At 69.6% G+C, this 17,890-nt stretch carries 16 protein-coding genes; 1 reads left to right on the top strand and 15 read right to left on the bottom strand.

Going from position 1 to position 17,890, the window contains the following annotated elements; genetic code table 11:
• Positions 1–172: 172 nt before the first annotated feature.
• The 15 genes from NQZ70_RS44290 to NQZ70_RS44220 all read right to left on the bottom strand — a co-directional run bounded on the left by NQZ70_RS44290 (position 173) and on the right by NQZ70_RS44220 (position 15,655).
• Positions 173–655 (bottom strand): cytochrome C oxidase subunit IV family protein, encoded by a 483-nt coding sequence (locus tag NQZ70_RS44290; RefSeq protein ID WP_129579609.1) that lies wholly within the window; start codon positions 653–655, stop codon positions 173–175.
• A 15-nt stretch (positions 656–670) separates the two neighbouring features.
• On the bottom strand, positions 671–1,357 hold the full coding sequence (locus NQZ70_RS44285) for a cytochrome c oxidase subunit 3 family protein (RefSeq protein WP_129579608.1): 687 nt from the start codon (positions 1,355–1,357) through the stop codon (positions 671–673).
• Complete coding sequence (gene ctaD / locus NQZ70_RS44280; protein WP_129579607.1) at positions 1,354–2,991, bottom strand: cytochrome c oxidase subunit I; 1,638 nt, start codon at positions 2,989–2,991, stop codon at positions 1,354–1,356. Before ctaD ends, NQZ70_RS44285 begins: the two co-directional genes overlap by 4 nt.
• 19 nt (positions 2,992–3,010) lie before the next feature.
• Positions 3,011–3,961 carry a cytochrome c oxidase subunit II gene (gene coxB / locus NQZ70_RS44275; protein WP_129579606.1) on the bottom strand — a complete coding sequence of 317 codons (951 nt, stop codon included), beginning with the start codon at positions 3,959–3,961 and terminating at the stop codon, positions 3,011–3,013.
• Between the two features lie 26 nt (positions 3,962–3,987).
• Positions 3,988–4,830, bottom strand: a complete 843-nt coding sequence (locus NQZ70_RS44270) for an SCO family protein (RefSeq protein WP_129579605.1) — start codon at positions 4,828–4,830, stop codon at positions 3,988–3,990.
• Positions 4,830–5,594, bottom strand: coding sequence for a hypothetical protein (locus tag NQZ70_RS44265; RefSeq protein ID WP_272826870.1), 765 nt, complete (start codon positions 5,592–5,594; stop codon positions 4,830–4,832). The genes NQZ70_RS44270 and NQZ70_RS44265 overlap by 1 nt, the downstream gene beginning before the upstream one ends.
• Positions 5,595–5,604: 10 nt before the next feature.
• Positions 5,605–6,810, bottom strand: a complete 1,206-nt coding sequence (locus NQZ70_RS44260; protein ID WP_129579602.1) for a hypothetical protein — start codon at positions 6,808–6,810, stop codon at positions 5,605–5,607.
• On the bottom strand, positions 6,807–7,412 hold the full coding sequence (locus NQZ70_RS44255; RefSeq protein ID WP_129579601.1) for a cytochrome c: 606 nt from the start codon (positions 7,410–7,412) through the stop codon (positions 6,807–6,809). Before NQZ70_RS44255 ends, NQZ70_RS44260 begins: the two co-directional genes overlap by 4 nt.
• Positions 7,409–8,176, bottom strand: a complete 768-nt coding sequence (locus NQZ70_RS44250; RefSeq protein ID WP_129579600.1) for a DUF3341 domain-containing protein — start codon at positions 8,174–8,176, stop codon at positions 7,409–7,411. The genes NQZ70_RS44255 and NQZ70_RS44250 overlap by 4 nt, the downstream gene beginning before the upstream one ends.
• Positions 8,166–9,599: an NrfD/PsrC family molybdoenzyme membrane anchor subunit gene (gene nrfD / locus NQZ70_RS44245; RefSeq protein WP_129579599.1), complete on the bottom strand. Its 1,434-nt coding sequence runs from the start codon at positions 9,597–9,599 to the stop codon at positions 8,166–8,168. The genes NQZ70_RS44250 and nrfD overlap by 11 nt, the downstream gene beginning before the upstream one ends.
• Positions 9,596–12,592 carry a TAT-variant-translocated molybdopterin oxidoreductase gene (locus NQZ70_RS44240; protein ID WP_129579598.1) on the bottom strand — a complete coding sequence of 999 codons (2,997 nt, stop codon included), beginning with the start codon at positions 12,590–12,592 and terminating at the stop codon, positions 9,596–9,598. The genes nrfD and NQZ70_RS44240 overlap by 4 nt, the downstream gene beginning before the upstream one ends.
• Positions 12,589–13,284, bottom strand: coding sequence for a cytochrome c3 family protein (locus NQZ70_RS44235; RefSeq protein ID WP_129579597.1), 696 nt, complete (start codon positions 13,282–13,284; stop codon positions 12,589–12,591). The genes NQZ70_RS44240 and NQZ70_RS44235 overlap by 4 nt, the downstream gene beginning before the upstream one ends.
• A 312-nt stretch (positions 13,285–13,596) precedes the next feature.
• Complete coding sequence (locus NQZ70_RS44230) at positions 13,597–14,424, bottom strand: phytanoyl-CoA dioxygenase family protein (protein WP_207217637.1); 828 nt, start codon at positions 14,422–14,424, stop codon at positions 13,597–13,599.
• The gene (locus NQZ70_RS44225) at positions 14,421–15,401 is read right to left on the bottom strand and encodes an aldo/keto reductase (protein ID WP_237244612.1); all 981 of its coding nucleotides are present in this window, start codon (positions 15,399–15,401) and stop codon (positions 14,421–14,423) included. The genes NQZ70_RS44230 and NQZ70_RS44225 overlap by 4 nt, the downstream gene beginning before the upstream one ends.
• A gap of 11 nt (positions 15,402–15,412) precedes the next feature.
• Positions 15,413–15,655 (bottom strand): hypothetical protein, encoded by a 243-nt coding sequence (locus NQZ70_RS44220; RefSeq protein ID WP_129579596.1) that lies wholly within the window; start codon positions 15,653–15,655, stop codon positions 15,413–15,415.
• A 141-nt stretch (positions 15,656–15,796) separates the two neighbouring features.
• On the opposite strand from NQZ70_RS44220, the gene NQZ70_RS44215 reads away from it, so the two are divergent.
• Positions 15,797–17,827: a SpoIVB peptidase S55 domain-containing protein gene (locus NQZ70_RS44215; protein ID WP_129579595.1), complete on the top strand. Its 2,031-nt coding sequence runs from the start codon at positions 15,797–15,799 to the stop codon at positions 17,825–17,827.
• Positions 17,828–17,890: the final 63 nt, after the last annotated feature.

The following is a 17,890-nucleotide window of genomic DNA, read 5'->3' as shown; positions in this document are numbered from 1 at the left end:
TTGCCTTTCAACCGCTCCCTTGTACCGCGCACGAAAGCCGCGAGCACGCGCGAGGTGCACCCGCGCCCACATCCGGGGGGTGGCAAGAAAAATCCCTGTGATTCCAGGGGCTTGCGATTGTGTGCCGGCTTACGTCCGGCGCTTGCTGCGGGGCGCGCGGCCCCGCAGCGGGTCACTCGGTGCCCTGGTGGACCTGCTTCGGCGGCGGGGCCACCTTGTGCGGCTTCTTCACGATCCAGTTGTCGGCGGCGCGCTTGCCGTCGAAGGGCGCCTTGATGTCCGCCGGCCGCTCGGCCTCGACCTGGTCGGCCCGGCCCCGGTTGTTCGTGTCGAACATCGTGAAGCCGATGAAGATCGCCAGGAAGATGAGCGACGACGCGAAGATCAGGGTGTGGAATTTGTGGTCCCACTTGAGGTGCATGAAGATGAGCGCCACGACGCTCGCCTTCACCGTCGCGATCAGGACCGCGATGGCCAGGTTGGCCGCGCCGAGGTCGACGTAGCTCGCCCCCACGGTCACGACCGTGAGCACGAGCAGCGTGAGCCAGGTGGCGATGTAGACCTTGAGCGGCAGGACGTGGGGCACGTGGTCCGCGCCGTGGCCATGGCCGTGCCCGTGTCCGTGCGCGTCGGCTGCTTCTGCGTGTGTCGACATGCTGTCCTCTAGGCCTCAGCCCACCAGGTAGAGGAGGGGGAAGAGATAGATCCAGATGAGGTCGACGAGGTGCCAGTACAGCCCGACCCCCTCGACCGGCGAGTAGTAACGGCTCGAGAACTCACCGCGCGTGTTGCGGATGAGGATCCACGTGATGAGCCCCATCCCGATGATGACGTGCAGGCCGTGGATGCCCGTCATCATGAAGTAGATGGCGAAGAAGATCCCCGCGTGGGCCGTGGTGAAGCCCTCGGCGGTGAAGTACTTCCCGGGCAGCAGGCCGTCGTGGAACTTGTGCTGGTACTCGAAGTACTTGATCACGAGGAACGCGGCCGCGCAGAGCAGCGTGATCACGAGCAGCCGCGTCGTCGTCTTCTGGTCGCTCTTCTGCGCCGACCGGACGGCGAGCGCCATCGTCAGGCTGGAACAGATGAGCACCACCGTGTTGATGCCGCCCATCACCTTGTCGAGGTGATGGTGGGCCTCCACGAACGAGTCGAAGAACCACGTCCGGAAGACCGCGAACGCGCAGAACAGCCCGCCGAAGAGGAGGACCTCGGTGACCAGGAAGAGCCAGATGCCCATCCTGCCGGCGTCGAACTGCGTGTCCGCGGAGTCGAAATGATGGGCGACGTGGAAATTGGGGGACAGGACCGGCCCGGCCTTGTTCGGCCGATCGGCGGCCTCGGCGTGCGCGCTCATGCGTTCTCCGTGTTGAAGTCGTATGCGCCCTTGGTCACGATCGGCGTGCGGACGAAGTTCTCGGTGATGGGCGGGGAGGCGGTGGTCCACTCGAGGCTGAGCCCGCCCCAGGGGTTCTTCGGCGCCGGCGCGCCGGAGCGGAGCGAGCGGATCAAGCAGACCAGCATCACGAGGATGCCGGCGCCCAGGATCCACGAGCCCACCGTCGAGAAGGCGTGCAGCGGCTGGAACTGGTCGAGGTAGTTGTAGTAGCGCCGCGGCATCCCGCGGCTGCCCAGGACGAACTGCGTGAAGAACGTGACGTTGAAGCCGATGAACACGAGGACGCAGGCGATGGCGGCGAGCCGCTCGGAGTACATCTTCCCGGTGATCTTGGGCCACCAGTGGTGGAGACCGCCGAAGTAGGCGATGACGGTGCCGCCCACCATCACGTAGTGGAAGTGCGCGACGACGAAGTACGTGTCGTGCAGGTGGAGGTCGACGCTGAGCATCCCGAGGAAGACGCCGGTCAGGCCGCCGATCGAGAAGAGGATGAGGAACGACAGCGCGTACAGCATCGGCGCGTTGAAGCTGATCGAGCCGCGCCACAGCGTGGCGGTCCAGTTGAAGACCTTGACCCCGCTGGGGATGGCGACGAGGAAGGTCAGGAACGAGAAGATGATCGCCGCGAGCTCGCTCTGGCCCGAGGTGAACATGTGGTGGCCCCACACGAGGAAGCCGACCAGGGCGATGGCGACGCTGGAGAAGGCGATCGCCTTGTAGCCGAAGATCCGGCGCCGCGCGTGCACGGAGATGAGCTCGCTGATGATGCCCATGCCCGGCAGGATCATGATGTAGACGGCCGGATGGCTGTAGAACCAGAAGAAGTGCTGGTAGAGCACCGGGTCGCCGCCGAGCGCCGGGTCGAAGATGCCGATGTGGAACGCGCGCTCGGCGATGAGCAGGAGGAGCGTGATGCCGAGGACGGGGGTCGCGAGGATCTGGACGATGCTCGTCGCGTAGAGCGCCCAGAGCATGAGCGGCATCTTGTACCAGCCCATCCCGGGCGCCCGGAGCTTGTGCAGGGTGACGACGAAGTTCAGCCCCGTGAGCACGCTGGAGAAGCCGAGGATGAAGACGCCGAACGTGACGCTCAGGACCGACGTCGTGGTGACCGTGCTCGAGTACGGGACGTAGAACGTCCAGCCGGTGTCGATGCCGCCCGTGACGAGCGACGAGAGCGTGAAGAGGGCGCCGATCCAGTAGAGGTACAGGCTGAGGAGGTTCAGCTTCGGGAAGGCGACGTCCTTCGCGCCGATCATGATCGGCAGGAGGAAGTTGCCGAGCGCGCCGGGGATGCTCGGGATGATGAAGAGGAACGTCATCACCGCGCCGTGGAGCGTGAACATCTGGTTATAGGCGTTCGCGCTGATGATCGTCGCCTTCGGCGTCAGGAGCTCGAGCCGGAGGACCAGCGCGAAGACCCCGCCCATGAGGAAGGCGATGAAGGTGCTGACGAGGTACATCAGGCCGATCCGCTTGTGATCGACCGTGGTGAGCCACGACATGATCCCGCTCGTGGCCCGGATGTAATCCGATCCGTGGCCGCCGTCGGGCGCCGTATTGACGTCGAGGGTCGTTACTGTCTGCGACATGACTGCTTCTCCCCGGCGCTCACTTCACCGTCTTGAGGTAAGCGATGAGCGCGTCCACTTCTCTGTCCTTGAGGAGCCCCTTGAACGACGGCATCACCGGCGGGTAGCCGCGCACGATCTGGCCTTGCGGGTTGAACAGGCTCTCGCGGAAGTAGTTCTCGTCCACGGTGACCTTCGATCCGTTCGTGAGCTCCTCCTCGCGGCCGAAGAGCCCCTTGAGCGACGGCCCCTGGAGGCGCGTCCCGTCGAGCGAGTGGCAGGTCGCGCAGCTCCGCTTGGCGAAGAGCGTCTTGCCGAGCTCCTCGGGCGGGAGGTCGCTGTTGTTGTTGCCCTCCAGCCACTTCTCGAAGTCCGACGGCTCCATCACCTTGACCGTGGCCATCATGTCCGAGTGGCCGGAGCCGCAGTACTCGGTGCACAGGAGCACCGTCTCGCGCGTGTCCGTCGCCTCGAACCAGACCGACGTGTACGAGCCCGGGACCACGTCCTGCTTCACGCGGAACTCCGGGATGAAGAAGCTGTGGAGGATGTCCTTCGAGCTCAGGATGATCCGCACCGGGCGCCCCCGCGGCACGGCGAGCTCGTTCACGGTCGTCGTCCCGTCGGGGTAGGTGAACGTCCAGATGTACATCTCGCCGGTGGCGTTGATCTCGTAGGACTCGGCCGGCGCCACCGAGGCGTGCACGTAGCCGCGCATGCCCACGAAGAAGAGCGCGATGAGGATGGCGAGCGGGATCAGCGTCCACACGACCTCGACCGTCGCGCTGTGGTCGATGGGGCTCGTCTTGTCCTTCTCGCTGCGCCGCCGGTACTTCACGGCGAACAGCACGACCGCCCCGGTGACCAGGACGAAGAAGAGGACGGCGACCCAGTAGGCCGCGGCCCAGCCGGCGTCGATGTGCTCGGCGAGCGTCGACCCCGCGCGGGGCAGCCAGAAGGAGCCAAGTTCGATCGGGTTCTTCATCTCCATAGTTGTGGCTCCGCCACCTTGTGTCCCTAGGAAGCCTCGTTTACGCGCGCCCTCGTGCGGGCGCGTTCAGTCCGCCAGAAGCGCAACAGCCAGAGCCCGAGCAGCACGACCGTGACGACGCCGGCGGCCTTCATCAGCCGCTGCGTCGCCAGGACGTACCCTCGGGCGTTGGGATCGTAATGGAAACAGAACAACAGCACCCGATCCCAGGCGCTCCCGACCTGCCCGCTGCCCGCTTCGCGCAGCGCGAGGCCGAAGTTCTTTTGTGGAAAGGAGATGCCGTACAGCGTGCGCGACAGGCGCCCGTCCGGGGTGAAGACGAACGCGCCCGCCGCGTGCGCGTACTGCTTGGTCGTCTCGTCCCATCGGTAGTTGAAGCCGACGGCGCTCGCGAGCGTCCGCACCGAGGCCTCGTCCCCGACGAGGAAGTCGAAGCCGTCGCCGGTGATGGGCCGGCCGTAGGCCTCGATGTAGTTCGCCCGCTTCTTGCGCGCCGCCTCGGGCGTGTCGCGGGGATCGAAGCTCACGACCAGGGCGCGGTACTCCTTGCCGGCGCTCCAGGCGCTCTCCTTCATCGCCTGGAGGACGCCGTTCAGGACCAGCGAGCACAGCATCGGGCACTCGTAGTAGCCGAGCACCAGGACGAGGGGCTTGTCGCCCGCCACGTACCGGCCGAGCTCGACCTCTTGCCCGGACTGGTCGCGGAGCCTGAGCTCGCGCGGCAGCTGAGCGCCCGGCCGCTCCTCGATGTCGATGCCGGCGAGCTCGGTCGGAATGGTTGTGTCCGCCGCCCGCGCGCGCCGCGCCGGGGTGACGGTGGCCACCACGAGCGCGAGCACGGCGAGCAGGGCGGACAGCGGGCGAGACATCACTGCTCCGGAGCGGACGGCGCCGGGCTGGCGGGCTTGGGGGCCGCGCCGCCAGGCTGCGCGGGCTGGGCGGGCTTGGGGGCCGCGCCGCCAGGCTGCGCGGGCTTGGCGTCGGCGGGCTTGGGCGCGTCGGCGGGCTTGGCGTCGGCGGGCTTGGGCGCGTCGGCGGGCTTGGCGTCGGCGGGCTTGGGCGCGTCGGCGGGCTTGGCGTCGGCGGGCTTGGCGTCGGCGGGCTTGGCGTCGGCGGGCTTGGCCGCGTCCTTGTCGCCGGGCTTCGCCGCGTCCTGCCCCTGGGCCGGCGCGCCGTTCTCGGCCTTCGGCGCCGCGGCCTCGTCGGGCTTCGTACCGCTGTCCTCGGGCTGCCCCGGCTGCGCCGCCTGCGCGGGCGCGGCGCTCGCGCCGGGGAGCGGCTGCCCGATGCGCTTCTCCTGGTAGGCCTTCAGCGTGAGCCCCACGGCCTCGTCGACCGGGATGCGGACGACGCCGTCTTTCTCGCTCGCCCACTGGTAGTGGCTGAGGCGCTCCTTCTCCATGGCCCGAAGGCCGCGGAGCGCGCTGTTCGGCGGCTCGAGCACCTTGCTCGAGATCTCCCGCTCCATCGTCGCCTTGAAGACCTCGTTCACGAAGAGGACGGTCACCACGAGGGAGAGCAGCGTGGCGATCACGATCACGAAGATGAGCGAGTTCGGCGGTCGATCCGCCTCGGCATGCTCGTGCTCGGTCTCGGCGTGCTCGGTCGCAGTGTTGTCGGTCGCTTCGCTCATGGCCGGCTCCTTACGGGTTGTCGATCCGAGCCGCTTCGGCAAGGTGTGGGTCGTTCAGAGGATACAGCGGGCTCTTGGCCGCTTGAAGGGAGAGCATCCAGGCTCCCACGCCCAGCGGGCCGAGCAGTCCGGCGAGGTCGATCCAGCTGAGGTGCGCGCCGTGGTGATCCACGTTCGGCATGACCAGCCAGTAGAGGTCGACGTAGTGCATCACGAGGAGGAGCACCGACGCCGCCCCGAGGACCAGCGGGCTCCGCTTGGCGTGCCGCGACAGGAGGACGAGGAACGGCACGACGAAGTGGCCGAACAAGAGGGCCAGGCTCACGACCTTCCACGAGCCCTCCCAGCGGTGACGATAGAAGATCGTCTCCTCCGGGATGTTGGCGTACCAGATGAGCAAGAACTGCGAGAACGCGATGTAGGCCCAGAAAATGACGAAGCCGAAGAGGAGCTTGCCGATGTCGTGCTGGCGCTCGACGTTGCTCACCTTGCGCAGGAGCCCCGCCTTGTGGAGCGCGATCGTGATCAGCGCGAGCGCCGAGAGGGAGCTCGTCGCCGCGCCGGCGAACACGTAGACGCCGAAGATCGTCGAGTACCAGTGCGGGTCGATGCTCATCAGCCAGTCGAACGCCGCGAACGAGAGGGTCAGGGCGAAGACGATGACGGCCGGGGCGCTGCTGGCCCGCATCTTCGCGGTCGGGCGGAAATCGGCGCTGTCGTCCTGCGCGCGGGAGGTCTTGATGAACCAGAGCGCGAGGCCCGTCCACGCCGCGAGGAACACCGCGGCGCGGATGTAGAAGAAGGTCGGGTTCAGGTACGCCGCCTTCTCGTGGAGCACGTGATCGTTCGCGGCCTCGGGCCCCATCCAGTGGTGGTAGACGTCGTGGGCGAGCACCGCGATCGGGAGGAACAGCACGACGCACGCCGGCAGGACGCCGCTCATCCACTCCATGTGGCGGCGCGCGGCCGCGGACCAGCGCGCGCGCGTCAGGTGCTGGATGATCACGAAGAACAGCGCGCCGAGCCCGATCGTCACGAGCCAGGTGAAGCCGGTGAGGTACGAGAACGCGAAACGCTTCGTGTCGACGATCGCCGCCAGCGCCGAGAGCGCCACGCCGACGACGGCGAGCACCATGCTCCTCGAGACGAGCCGCTTCGCGACCGCCTTATCGAGGACCTTCGCGTCCTCGGCCAGAGCACTTCCGTGGGACTTCATGGAGTTCCGCTCTCCTTCGCGATGTTGCTCCGCTGGGCCTCAGGGACATCGTCGATGCTGCCGTGCTGGCTGTGCTGCAGGACGCGCACCCACGTGACGATCGCCCACCGATCCTTGACCGGGATCTGCTTCCGATACGCCGGCATGTTCCGCACGCCGTTCGTGATGACGTTGAAGATCTCGCCGTCGGGCAGGCCGCGCGCCCGGTCGGACGCGAGGTCGATGGGCGGCGGGTACCCGCGCTTCACCACCATGCCCTGCCCGCTGCCGCTCTGGTCGTGGCAGGGCGCGCAGTAGATGTTGAAGCGGTCCTGGCCGCGCCGGATCACCGCCTCGTCGACGGTGATGGGCGCCATCGCCAGGAACGCCTCGCCGTCCTTGCCGGTGCGGTAGGCCTCGCTCTCGTCGAGCGCCCCCTGGTGCACCGTGCCCTGCACGAGCGGCCGCATCGCCCGCCCGTCGGCGAAGAGGCGCGTGCCCTCCTCGGGCTGGAACTTGGGCTGCCAGTCCATGTCCCCGAAGACGTGGATCGGCGGATCGCTGCTCGCCTGTCCGCGACAGCCGGCGAGGACGACGAGGAGGGGAATACACCAGCGTTTCACGAGGAGACCTCCCTGATGCCCTGCGCGCCGACGCGCTGGAGGAGGTTGCGCGTCTCCGTGGCATCGAACTTCGGGTCGCTCACCTCGACGCTGATGAAGAAGGCGTCGTCGGTCGCGCGCGGAAATGAGGGGTGCGTCATGGTGGGGTGGAAGAACGACGGCAGGCGCCCGAGCGCGAAGAGCGAGAAGAAGCACGTGAGCGCCGCGAAGAGGACCGTGAGCTCGAAGAAGATCGGGATGAACGCCTGGTACGAGAACGACGGCTTGCCGCTGATGATGAGCGGATAGTCGTGGAGCTGCGTGTACCAGGCGAGCAGGACGGCGCTGACGAGCCCCGTCGCCCCGCCGCCGAGCACGAGCCACGGCAGCGGCGTCGGCTTGAGCCCCATCGCCTTCTCCAGCCCGTGCACGGGGAACGGCGTGTGCGCGTCGAAGCGGCTGTAGCCCGCGTCCCGGAGCGCCTCGCACGCGTGGTAGATGTCCGCCGGGGTCGAGAAGTAGCCCATCAGCGCGTACGGCGACGACGCCGCGGCCGCTGCCTCCTCGGCCCGGTGCTCCAGCTTGCGCTCGATCCCGAGCACCGCCTTGCCGTGCGGCCCCTCCTCGTGGGGCTCGTCGTACTCGGCCTCGTCCTTGGGCACGAAGCCCTGCGGCTCGTCGCCGGGCTGGCCTCCGCGATCGGAGTCCTTGAGCTCTCCTGCCTCCTCGGCCGAGGCAGGCTCCCCGGAGCGCTTCCGGCTCGGAGGGTCGCTGTCACGCTGCATGATGAGCCTCGTCGTTGCTGTGCGAGCCGTGAGGATCGGCCGCCGGCGTGATCCCCTTCACCTCGCTGATCGCGACCATCGGGAGGTAGCGGACGAACAGCAGGAAGAGGGTGAAGAAGAGGCCGAACGAGCCGAAGAACGTCGACATGTCCCAGATGGTCGGGCGGAAGTAGGTCCAGCTGGACGGGAGGAAGTCGCGGTGGAGGCTCGTCACGATGATGACGAAACGCTCGAACCACATCCCGATGTTGACCAGGATCGAGATGATGAACATCGCGGGGATGCTGGTGCGCACCTTCTTGAACCAGAAGAGCTGCGGGAAGATGACGTTGCAGCTCACCATGGTCCAATAGGCCCAGGCGTACGGCCCGAGGATGCGGTTCGCGAAGGCGAACCGCTCGTAGGCGTTGCCGCTGTACCACGCGATGAAGAGCTCCATGCCGTACGCGTAGCCGACCATGGTGCCCGTCGCGACGATCACCTTGTTCATGTTCTCGAGGTGCCGGATCGTGATCAGGCCCTGGAGACCGAACGCCTTGCGCGCGAACACCATCAGCGTGACGACCATCGCGAACCCGCTGAAGATGGCGCCGGCGACGAAGTACGGCGGGAAGATGGTGGTGTGCCAGCCGGGGACGATCGATACGGCGAAGTCGAACGACACGATCGTGTGCACGCTGAGCACGAGCGGCGTCGAGAGGCCGGCGAAGATGAGGTAGGCCTTCTCGTAGTGCAGCCAGTGCCGGTGCGAGCCGCGCCACCCGAGGCAGAGGATGCCGAAGACGATCTGCCTCGTCCGCGTCGTGGCCCGGTCGCGGAGCGTGGCGAGGTCGGGGATGAGCCCGACGAACCAGAAGAGGGCCGAGACCGTCGCGTAGGTCGAGACGGCGAAGACGTCCCAGAGCAGCGGGCTCTTGAAGTTCGGCCAGATGCTCATCTGGTTCGGGATCGGGAACAGCCAGTGGGCGAACCAGATCCGGCCCAGGTGGGCCACCGGGTAGATGGCGGCGCACGCGACGGCGAAGATCGTCATCGCCTCCGCCGCGCGGTTGATGCTCGTCCTCCACTTCTGGCGGAAGAGGAAGAGGATGGCGCTGATGAGCGTGCCGGCGTGGCCGATACCGACCCAGAACACGAAGCCGGTGATGTCCCACGCCCAGTTGACCGTGGTGTTCAGCCCCCAGATACCGATGCCGGTCCCGACGAGGTGGACGAGCGAGCCGCCGAGGACGAGCAGGAGGCTGACGGCGAGGCAGAACAGGATGAGCCACCCCGAGGGCGGCTTGTTGAGCACGATCCCCGCGACCTTGTCGGTGAGGGAACGGAAGTCGTCCTTCCCCTGCACGAGCGGCGCCTCGTCCAAGAGGGCGGCGCGGTCGGAGATCCGGGGGTGATCGACCTGGAGGGGTGCAGTGGCGCTCATGCGTCGGCGAGCTCCGGGTTCTTGTTGCGGATCTTGGCGAGGTAGGTGACCCGCGGCTTTGTGTTGATCTCGTCAAGCATCCGGTACCCGCGCGGGCTCGCGGACGTCACGGACACCTGGCTGTTCTGGTCGTTGAGGTCGCCGAAGATGATGGCCTGCGTCGGGCAGGCGCCCTGGCACGCGGTCACGATCTCGCCGTCCTTGATGTGCTCCCGCCCCTCTCTCTTCGCCTCGATCTTGGCGTGGTTGATCCGCTGCACGCAGAAGGTGCACTTCTCCATGACGCCCCGCGATCGGACGGTGACGTTGGGGTTGAACTGCATCTTCCGCGACTCCGAGTCCGGCTGGCCGTATTCGAAGAAGTTGAAGCGGCGGACCTTGTACGGGCAGTTGTTGGCGCAGTACTTCGTGCCGACGCAGCGGTTGTACGCCATGTCGTTCAGCCCCTCGGGGCTGTGCGTCGTGGCGGCGACCGGGCACACCTGCTCGCACGGCGCGTTCTCGCAGTGCTGGCAGGGGAGCGGCTGCTGGATGCTCTCCGGCTCGTCCGGGTTCGTCCCCTGGAAGTAGCGATCGACCCGCAGCCAGTGCATCTCGCGCGTCTGGCGCACGCCGTCGGCGCCCACGACCGGGATGTTGTTCTCGGCCTGGCAGGCGACCACGCACGCGTTGCACCCGATGCAGGCGTTGAGGTCGATGCTCATGCCCCAGGCGTGCCCCTGCCGGCGGTTCGGCTCCTGGAACAGGCTGAGCAGCGGCGGCACGTGGACCTGCTTCTTCGCGAACTCCGGGTCCTGCTCGAGCTCGGCGAGCGTCCCCTCGCGCGCGAGCGGGCGGCCCTCCATCACGAAGTGCTCCTGCGTCCGCGCGAGCTCCACCTTCTCGCCGGTCCTCTCCAGCGAGAAGCCGCCGGCGAGCTCGAAGGCGTCGCTCTTGCGGAGCGGGGTCGTGTCGACGCCGACGCCGCGCCCGACCCGGAGCGCCGCGCGCCGGCCCTGGCCGACGCCGATCGCCACCGAGTCGTCCGCCTGCCCCGGCGCGACGACCACGGGGATCCGGACCTGCGCGCCGCCGCCCGACAGCGTCACGACGTCGCCGTCCTTCACGCCGAGCCGCGCCGCCGTGGACGGCGAGAGGCTCGCGCCGCTGCCCCAGGTGAGCTTGGTCATCGGGTGCGGCAGCTCCTGGAGCCACCCGTTGTTCGCGAACCGCCCGTCCCACGCGTGCATGTCGGGCCGGAAGGTCACCTCCAGGCCCTCGGCCGCTGCGGGCGCGAACGCCCGCAGCGCGTCGACCGCGGCCTGCGTCGTCGCGGTCACCAGCTCGTCCGCGAGCTCGGTCCCCGCGAAGAGGCCGTCGTGCAGCGCGCGGCGGACGTCCTGCTCGGTGCGCTTCGCGCCCTCGGCGTTCATCCAGGTCGCCCGCACGAGGTCGTACGCGGTCCGCGAGCCGCCGAGCAGGAGCTCGATCACCTCGGCGTCGGTCCTGCCGCCGAAGATCGGCGCGATGAGCGGCTGCACGATGCTGGCCGTCCCGTCCTCCGCCCGGACGTCGCTCCACGACTCCAGCGGGTGGGCGCGGTTCAGGTGCCAGCGGGAGCGCTCGCTCGTCTCGTCGACGTGCGTCGAGACGTGCACGCTCACGGGCACCTTGGCGAGCGCGTCGGCGAAGCGCGCGTCCGCGGGCGCGTCGAACGCCGGGTTGCCGCCCAGGATGATCAGCGCCTCGACCTCGTCCTTCTCGATGGCGCGCGCGAGCTCGACGAGCGCCTCGGGGCCCTCGCGCGACTCGTCGAACGGCGCGACGAGCCGGACGGCCTTGCCGGTGTTGTCGAGGGCGAGGTTGATGAGGTGCGCGAGGGCGTGGACCTCCTTCGGCAGCGAGCGCCCGGCCACGACCGCGCCTTGCCCGCGGTTCGCCGCGAGATCGGCGGCGATGGCGGCGACGTGGCGGGTCGCCTTGGCGTCGAGCTCGCCGGCCTTGCCCTCGATCGCCTTCAGCAGCTCCGCGTCGAGCGCGACGCCGCGCTTGCCGAGCTCGGCGGCGAGCGCGAAGGCGAAGGCGGGGATCTTGCGGCTCTGGATCCGGAGCCGGTGATCCGCCGACGCGCCGGTGATCGTGAAGGTGCTCTCGACCGCGTAGAGGCGGTTCATCGCCTTCGCGTCCTTGTCGACCGTGCGGCCCGCGGCGAACCCGCGCGCCTGCTTGACCGGGCTGCCGTCGGTGCCGAACAGGTCGGCGTCGAGCGCGACGATGACGCGCGCCTTCGCCAGATCGAGCGTTGTCTCGAGCGGCTTGCCGAACGCGAGCCGCGCGCCCTCGCGCGCGGCGTCGCGCGAGAACGGCTCGTACCGGACGACGCGCGCCTCGGGGAGCGTCTTGCGGAGATCGGCGAGGCGCGCGGCCAGGGTGGGCGACCTGTGCGCCTCGGTGAGGATCGCGAGCCCCTTGCCGCCGCGGCTGCGGAGCTTGTCGCCCTGCTCGCGCAGGAACGCCGCCGCGTCGTCCCAGGACTTCTCGGCGGCGCCCTCGCGCGGCGACTTGCTGCGGTCGGGATCGTAGAGGTCGAGGACCGCGGCCTGGGTGTAGATGGTGGTCGCGCCCAGGCTCTCGGGGTGCTTCGGGTTGCCCTCGATCTTGGTGGGCCGCCCCTCGTGGCTCTCGACGAGGACGCCGAAGGCCGTGCCCATCATCGGCAGCGCGGTCGCGAAGAAGAGCGGCTGGCCGGGGATGACGTCCTCCGGGGCGCGCGAGTACGGCAGGATCTGCTCGACGGGCCTGCGGCAGCCCACGAGGCCGCCGAGGGCGAGCGACGCGCCCATGAGGCTGAGGAAGGTGCGCCGCCCGACGCCCTCCGGCGGCTCGAACGCGGCCGGAGGGAACTCGCGCCCGAGCGCATCGACGAAGTCGGGCGAGCCGGCGAGCTCGTTCAAGCTGCGCCAGTAGGTCTTTCCAGAGATGTCCTGGGCGAGGGGGAGAGGAGTTCGTTTCATCGGTGGCACCCCGAGCAGTGGAGCGGCGCCTGCACCTGCCGCCCGGAGGTAGTGACCGCAGGCACGCGATCTTGATAAGGTTCCGGGTTCGGGGGGACCCCGGCGCCCGCCATGACGGCCGTCGAGGGCGCCATATCCATCTTGGTGACGTCGGCGGGGTTGCGGAGGTGGGGGCCCGGATTGCGGTGGCAGTCCAGGCACCATCCCATCGAGAGCGGCGCGACCTGCCGGACCTTGTGCATCTGGTCGACGCGGCCGTGACAGCTCACGCAGCCGACCCCTGCAGCGAGGTGGGCTGAGTGGTCGAAATAGGCATAGTCGGGCAGGTTGTGGACGCGCACCCAGGGAATGGGTTGATCGTTCGCCCAGCTCTCCTGCACGAGCAGAAGCTTTTCGCTGTCCCTCCGCACCTTGGCGTGACAATTCATGCACGTCTCGGTCGGTGGAACGGCGGCGAAGCCGGATACCTCCACTGTGTTGTGGCAGTAGCGGCAGTCGATACCGAGGTCGCCGGCATGCAGCTTGTGCGAGTAGTCAACCGGTTGATCCGGCTGATACCCGACCTCGAGGTGTTTGTTGGTACCGTAGTACCAGAATCCGCCGATCACAGCGGCGCCGAGGGGCAGAACTCCGAAGAGCAGCCCCAGGGGCACCACTTTGTTGGCCCATCGTGGGAACAGGAACCGAGCCATAGGGTTGTGTGGTGCGTCGGGAGCGACGCGCGGCCCAGTTATGGCTTGCTGGCGGGGTGCGACAAGACGGCAAAGTGCCGCGTGACCGCGGCAGATTGCCGCTGTGGATAACTGAAGCCCCATGGCGCGGCAGGTCGCCGCTGGGTGCGGCAATTTGCCGCGGTTCCTGGGGTTTGCCCTTACGAATGGGCGGGCGACGCCGGCCCGGCGCTCGATCGAAAAAGGAGCGGAAACGTCAGGCGAAGCGCGTGCCGGGGGAGGGCGGCGGCCGGTCGGGGAGGGGCCGCCGCGCCCGCCCTCCCGGGGGAGAGCTCAGAACACCGGGGTGAACGCGCGTGGCGCCCTTTTCTTCCTGAGGCAGCGGGTCGCCCTGCTCATGTAGCAGACGGTGACCGCCCGCCGCGGCCGGCCGCTCCGGTTCACCCCGGAGCAATGCCAGAGGTAGTTGTGGATCAGCAGGGCCTCGCCCGCGGCCGCGGGCAGCGCGATCTTGCGGGCGTCGGCGTCGGCCGCGCGCACGACCGCGCCCGGGACGACGCCGCCGAGCGGCGTCGCGAGCCCGCCCAGGTGGCTGCCTTCCAGCACCTCCACGCAGCCGCCGTCCGCGGGGGCGTCGTCGAGCGCCGTCCAGATCTGCAGCTCCGGGTCGCGATCCAGCCCCCAGTAGCTGCCGCCGTCCTGGTGCCAGGGCAGCGGCGTCCCGCCGGACGCGGCCTTGTTGAAGAGCACGGCCCGGTAGATGGAGATCTCCCCCTGGATGAGCGAGCGCGCGATCCGCTCGAAGAGCGGGTTCTCGATCCAGGCGAGGAACAGCGGGTCCTTCTCGAGCTTCTCGAGCTTCCGGTACGACGTGCTCGGCCCCTCGTAACCCTTGCCGTAGGGCAGGTCCTCGTAGCGTCCGGACGCGGCGTCGTGCTGGAAGAAGAGCCCAGGGTACGTCACGCGCCCGAGCATCAGATCGTCCGAGCGCGCGCGGAGCGCCGCGAGCCCCGCGTCGGTCATCACGCGCCCGAGCCGGGCGTACCCGCGCGCGGCGTAGTCGGCGAGGGGGCCCGCGAGGTCGAGCGCCCTGGCCTCGGGCAGCAGGAAGCCGTCGGCGCGGCCGCTCGTGGCGCGATCGCTCGTGGTGCCGTCGCTCATCGCGCGTAGCTCGCGTCGGTGCCCAGGTGATCGCGGTAGAGCGCGTCGATGCGCCGCGCCGCCTCCGGCGAGAGCGGGCGCGCGATCGCGTCGGCGGCCGCGTCGAGGTGCTCGGCCCGAACCGGGCCGACCAGGACGGAGTCGACCACCTCGCGCCCCGCGAGCCAGGCGTACGAAAGCGCGAGCAGGCTCATCCCCTCGTCGGCGGCCACGGCCGCGTAGCCGGCGGCGAGCTCGAACATGCGCGCGCTCCAGTACCGGCGCTGGTAGAGGCGGTTGCCCTCGAAGCGCGAGCCCGCCTGCGCCGCGTCCGGCCCCGCGTGCCGCCCGGTCAGGAGCCCGCCCGCGAGCGGGTTGTACACCGCGGTGGGCACCGAATACCGCCGCGCGAACGCGGCGTACTCGAGGTCGAGCTGGCGGATCAGCGCGTTGTAGAGCACCTGCGAGACCGCGGGCCGCGCCTTCCCCTCGGCGTCGCGGCGCGCGATGATCTCCAGGATCTGCCACGAGGCGTGGTTGCTGACCCCGAAGCGCAGGATCTTCCCCTGCTCCAGCAGCGCATCGATCGCCGCGAGCGTCTCCTCGACGGGCGTCTCCGGGTCGGGCGCGTGGAGGTAGCAGACGTCGACGCGGTCGGTGCCGAGGCGCCCGAGGCTCTCCTCGACGGCGCGGATCACCTGCGCGCGCCCGAGCCCTTCGGCCTTGCCCCGGACGCGGCGGAGGCCGACCTTGGTGGCGATCTGCGCCTCGGCCCGGCGGCCGCGCAGCGCCCGGCCGAGGATCCGCTCGGACGCGCCGTCCTGGTAGAGGTTGGCCGTGTCGAACGCGGCGATCCCGCGCTCGAGCGCGCGGCCCACGATGCGCTCGGCCTCCTCGGGCGGCGTGCGGCCGCCGAAGTTCATCGTGCCGACGACGAGCGCGGGCGGCGCGCCCGGGCGCCGCTTCGCCGTCATTCCAGCCATTTCGTCCGAGATCACGCCCGCCCTCATCACGCCCGCGCGACGAGGAGCGCGAGCACGTATACGATGAGCCACACCAGCCACAGGGTGCTCATCCGGCGCCACCCCTGCCGAAACCCGTACATCGGCGCGAGCGGCGGCACCACGAGCGCGACGAGCCCGCGCCATCGGGGCTCGCTGCGGAGCACGAGCCGCGCTGTCAGCGCGACGTGGGTGGTGACCCAGGTGGCGAACGCCAGGATGAGCGTCGCGGTCGCCGCGATATCCTTCACGGGGCGAAGCCTAGCGTCACCGGCGCGCCACGCCCCTGGAAATCAGCGACGCAGGAACGTGGAGAGCGCGGCCCGGCGACGCTCCCGCGCCCCGCGAGCCCCGGCTCTGTCGCGCTCGCAAATCCGGGCTAAGCTTGGCCCGTGCCCTTGCGCGACATACCGTGTTTTCGTCCGGGTTCCTTCCTCGCCGCGCGCGCCGTCCCGCTCGCGATCCGCTTCGGGTCGGCGATCGCGGGGGCGGCCCGCGCCCTCGTCGAGCGCGAGGCGCGCCTCATTCCCATGAGCCTGCTCGCCGGCGCCGCGTGCAGCGTCGCTGTCGGCCTCGGCGCCGCGCACGCGATCTCCACGCCGCCCGACACGCTGCCGATCGCCGAGGTGAAGCCGGGCATGAAGGGATACGGCCTCACCGTCTTCTCCGGCACCACGCCCGAGAAGTTCGACGTCGAGGTCATCTCCACCCTCCGCAATTTCCGCCCGAACCAGGACCTCGTCCTCATCAAGACCCAGCACCCGCGCCTCGAGGTCGCCCGCACCGTGGCCGGGATGAGCGGCAGCCCGATCTACCTGAACGGCAAGATGATCGGCGCCTACGCGTACGGTTGGCTCTTCGGCGCCGAGGCGATCGCCGGCGTCACCCCGATCAAATCGATGCTCGACGAGCTCGCGCGGCCGCTCCCGCGGGCGATCGCCCCGAAGGTCGGCGGCCCGCTGCCCGCCCCGGTGAGCGGCATCGGCGGCGCGCCGCGCGGCAATGGCGGCGCGCCGCCCGCCGCGCCGGCCCGCCTGCACGGGGGCCTCGGCTTCGCGGGGCCCGTCGACGCCTACGATCTCGCCGGGCACGCCAGCCAGATCGCCGCGCGCGTCGCGCCGGCGCTCGCCCCGCCCGAGGCGACGAGCCTCGCGCGCGCCTCGACGCCGGTGATGCTCGGCGGGCTCGGCGGCACGTCGCTGCGCATCGCGAGCGACCTGCTCGGCCCCATGGGGCTCGAGCCGATGCAGGCCGGCGGCGGCTCGTCCGCCAACCCGGATCCGGGCGCGCCGACCAAGTACGTCGACGGGGGCGCGATCGGCGTCGAGCTCGTGCGCGGCGACATCTCCGCCATGGGCATCGGCACGGTCACGCGCGTGTCCGGCGACAAGCTGGTCGCGTTCGGCCACCCGATGATGAACGGCGGCGTCACGAACCTCCCCACCGCGATCGCCCAGGTCCACTGGATCCTCGCGAGCCAGAACCGCAGCTTCAAGATCGGCGAGGCGGTGCGCACGGTCGGCTCGCTGGTCAACGATCGGCAGGCCGCGATCGTGGTCGACAGCGCGGCCAAGGCGCCGGTCTTCCCGATGCGCGTCCAGATCGACGGCGTGGACGGCGCCCCGCACCCGACGTGGAACGTGGAGGTCGCGCACGACCAGTTCCTCGCGCCCTCCTTCGTGTCGATGGCGCTCGGCAACGCCGTCGAGGCGACCACGGCCGAGCGGCGGGACATGACCTGGCGCGCGGTGAGCCAGGTGAAGATCGGGCGCTACGGCACGATCTCGCTCGTCGACTTCGGCGCCGGCAACGGCGCCCCGCTCACCTCCGACGACTTCGTCCGCAGCCGGCTCGTCCGGTCGATGGGGGCGCTCCTCAACAACCCGTGGGAGGAGGTCGCGATCGAGCGCGTCGACACCCGCGTGAAGGTCACGTTCGACCGCGAGGTCGTCCTCCTGCGCGGCGCCAAGGTGCTCGAGCCCGAGATCGACGCGGGCGCGCCCGCGCGCATCCGCCTGGATCTCCAGCCCCACCAGGGTCCCCTGGAGTCGCGCGTCATCGAGGTGCCGATCCCGCGCGAGCTCGCCGGCGGCAAGGTGGACATCGAGCTCTCGCCCGGGTACGAGGTCGAGCGCCCGATGGCGACCCCCAACAACGTCGCCGAGCTCGTGGCGATGCTGCCGCTCCAGAACCACGATGCGGAGAGCGTCGTCGCCACGTTCAAGCTCCGGGAGAACGGCGCCGCGTACCGCGGCAAGGTCGCCTCGAGGCTCCCTCCGGGCGCGATGGACACGCTGCGCCCGAGCTCCGACTCCGACGCGCCCGAGACCTTCGGCGCGCAGGTGCAGGTGCCGATCTCCCTCAAGCGGTTTATGGTCGGGAAAGACACCGTGAGCGTCGCGGTCCGGCCTATCCTTCGCTGACCCGCGCGGCCGCCCGCCTCCCTCTCCGCCCTGACCCCCCTCCTCCTGCGATCCATCTCCGCC

This window comes from Sorangium sp. So ce836, from assembly GCF_028553905.1.
Taxonomy (GTDB): Bacteria; Myxococcota_A; Polyangia; order Polyangiales; family Polyangiaceae; genus Sorangium; species Sorangium cellulosum_D.
This window is presented reverse-complemented; position numbering and strand designations above follow the sequence as displayed.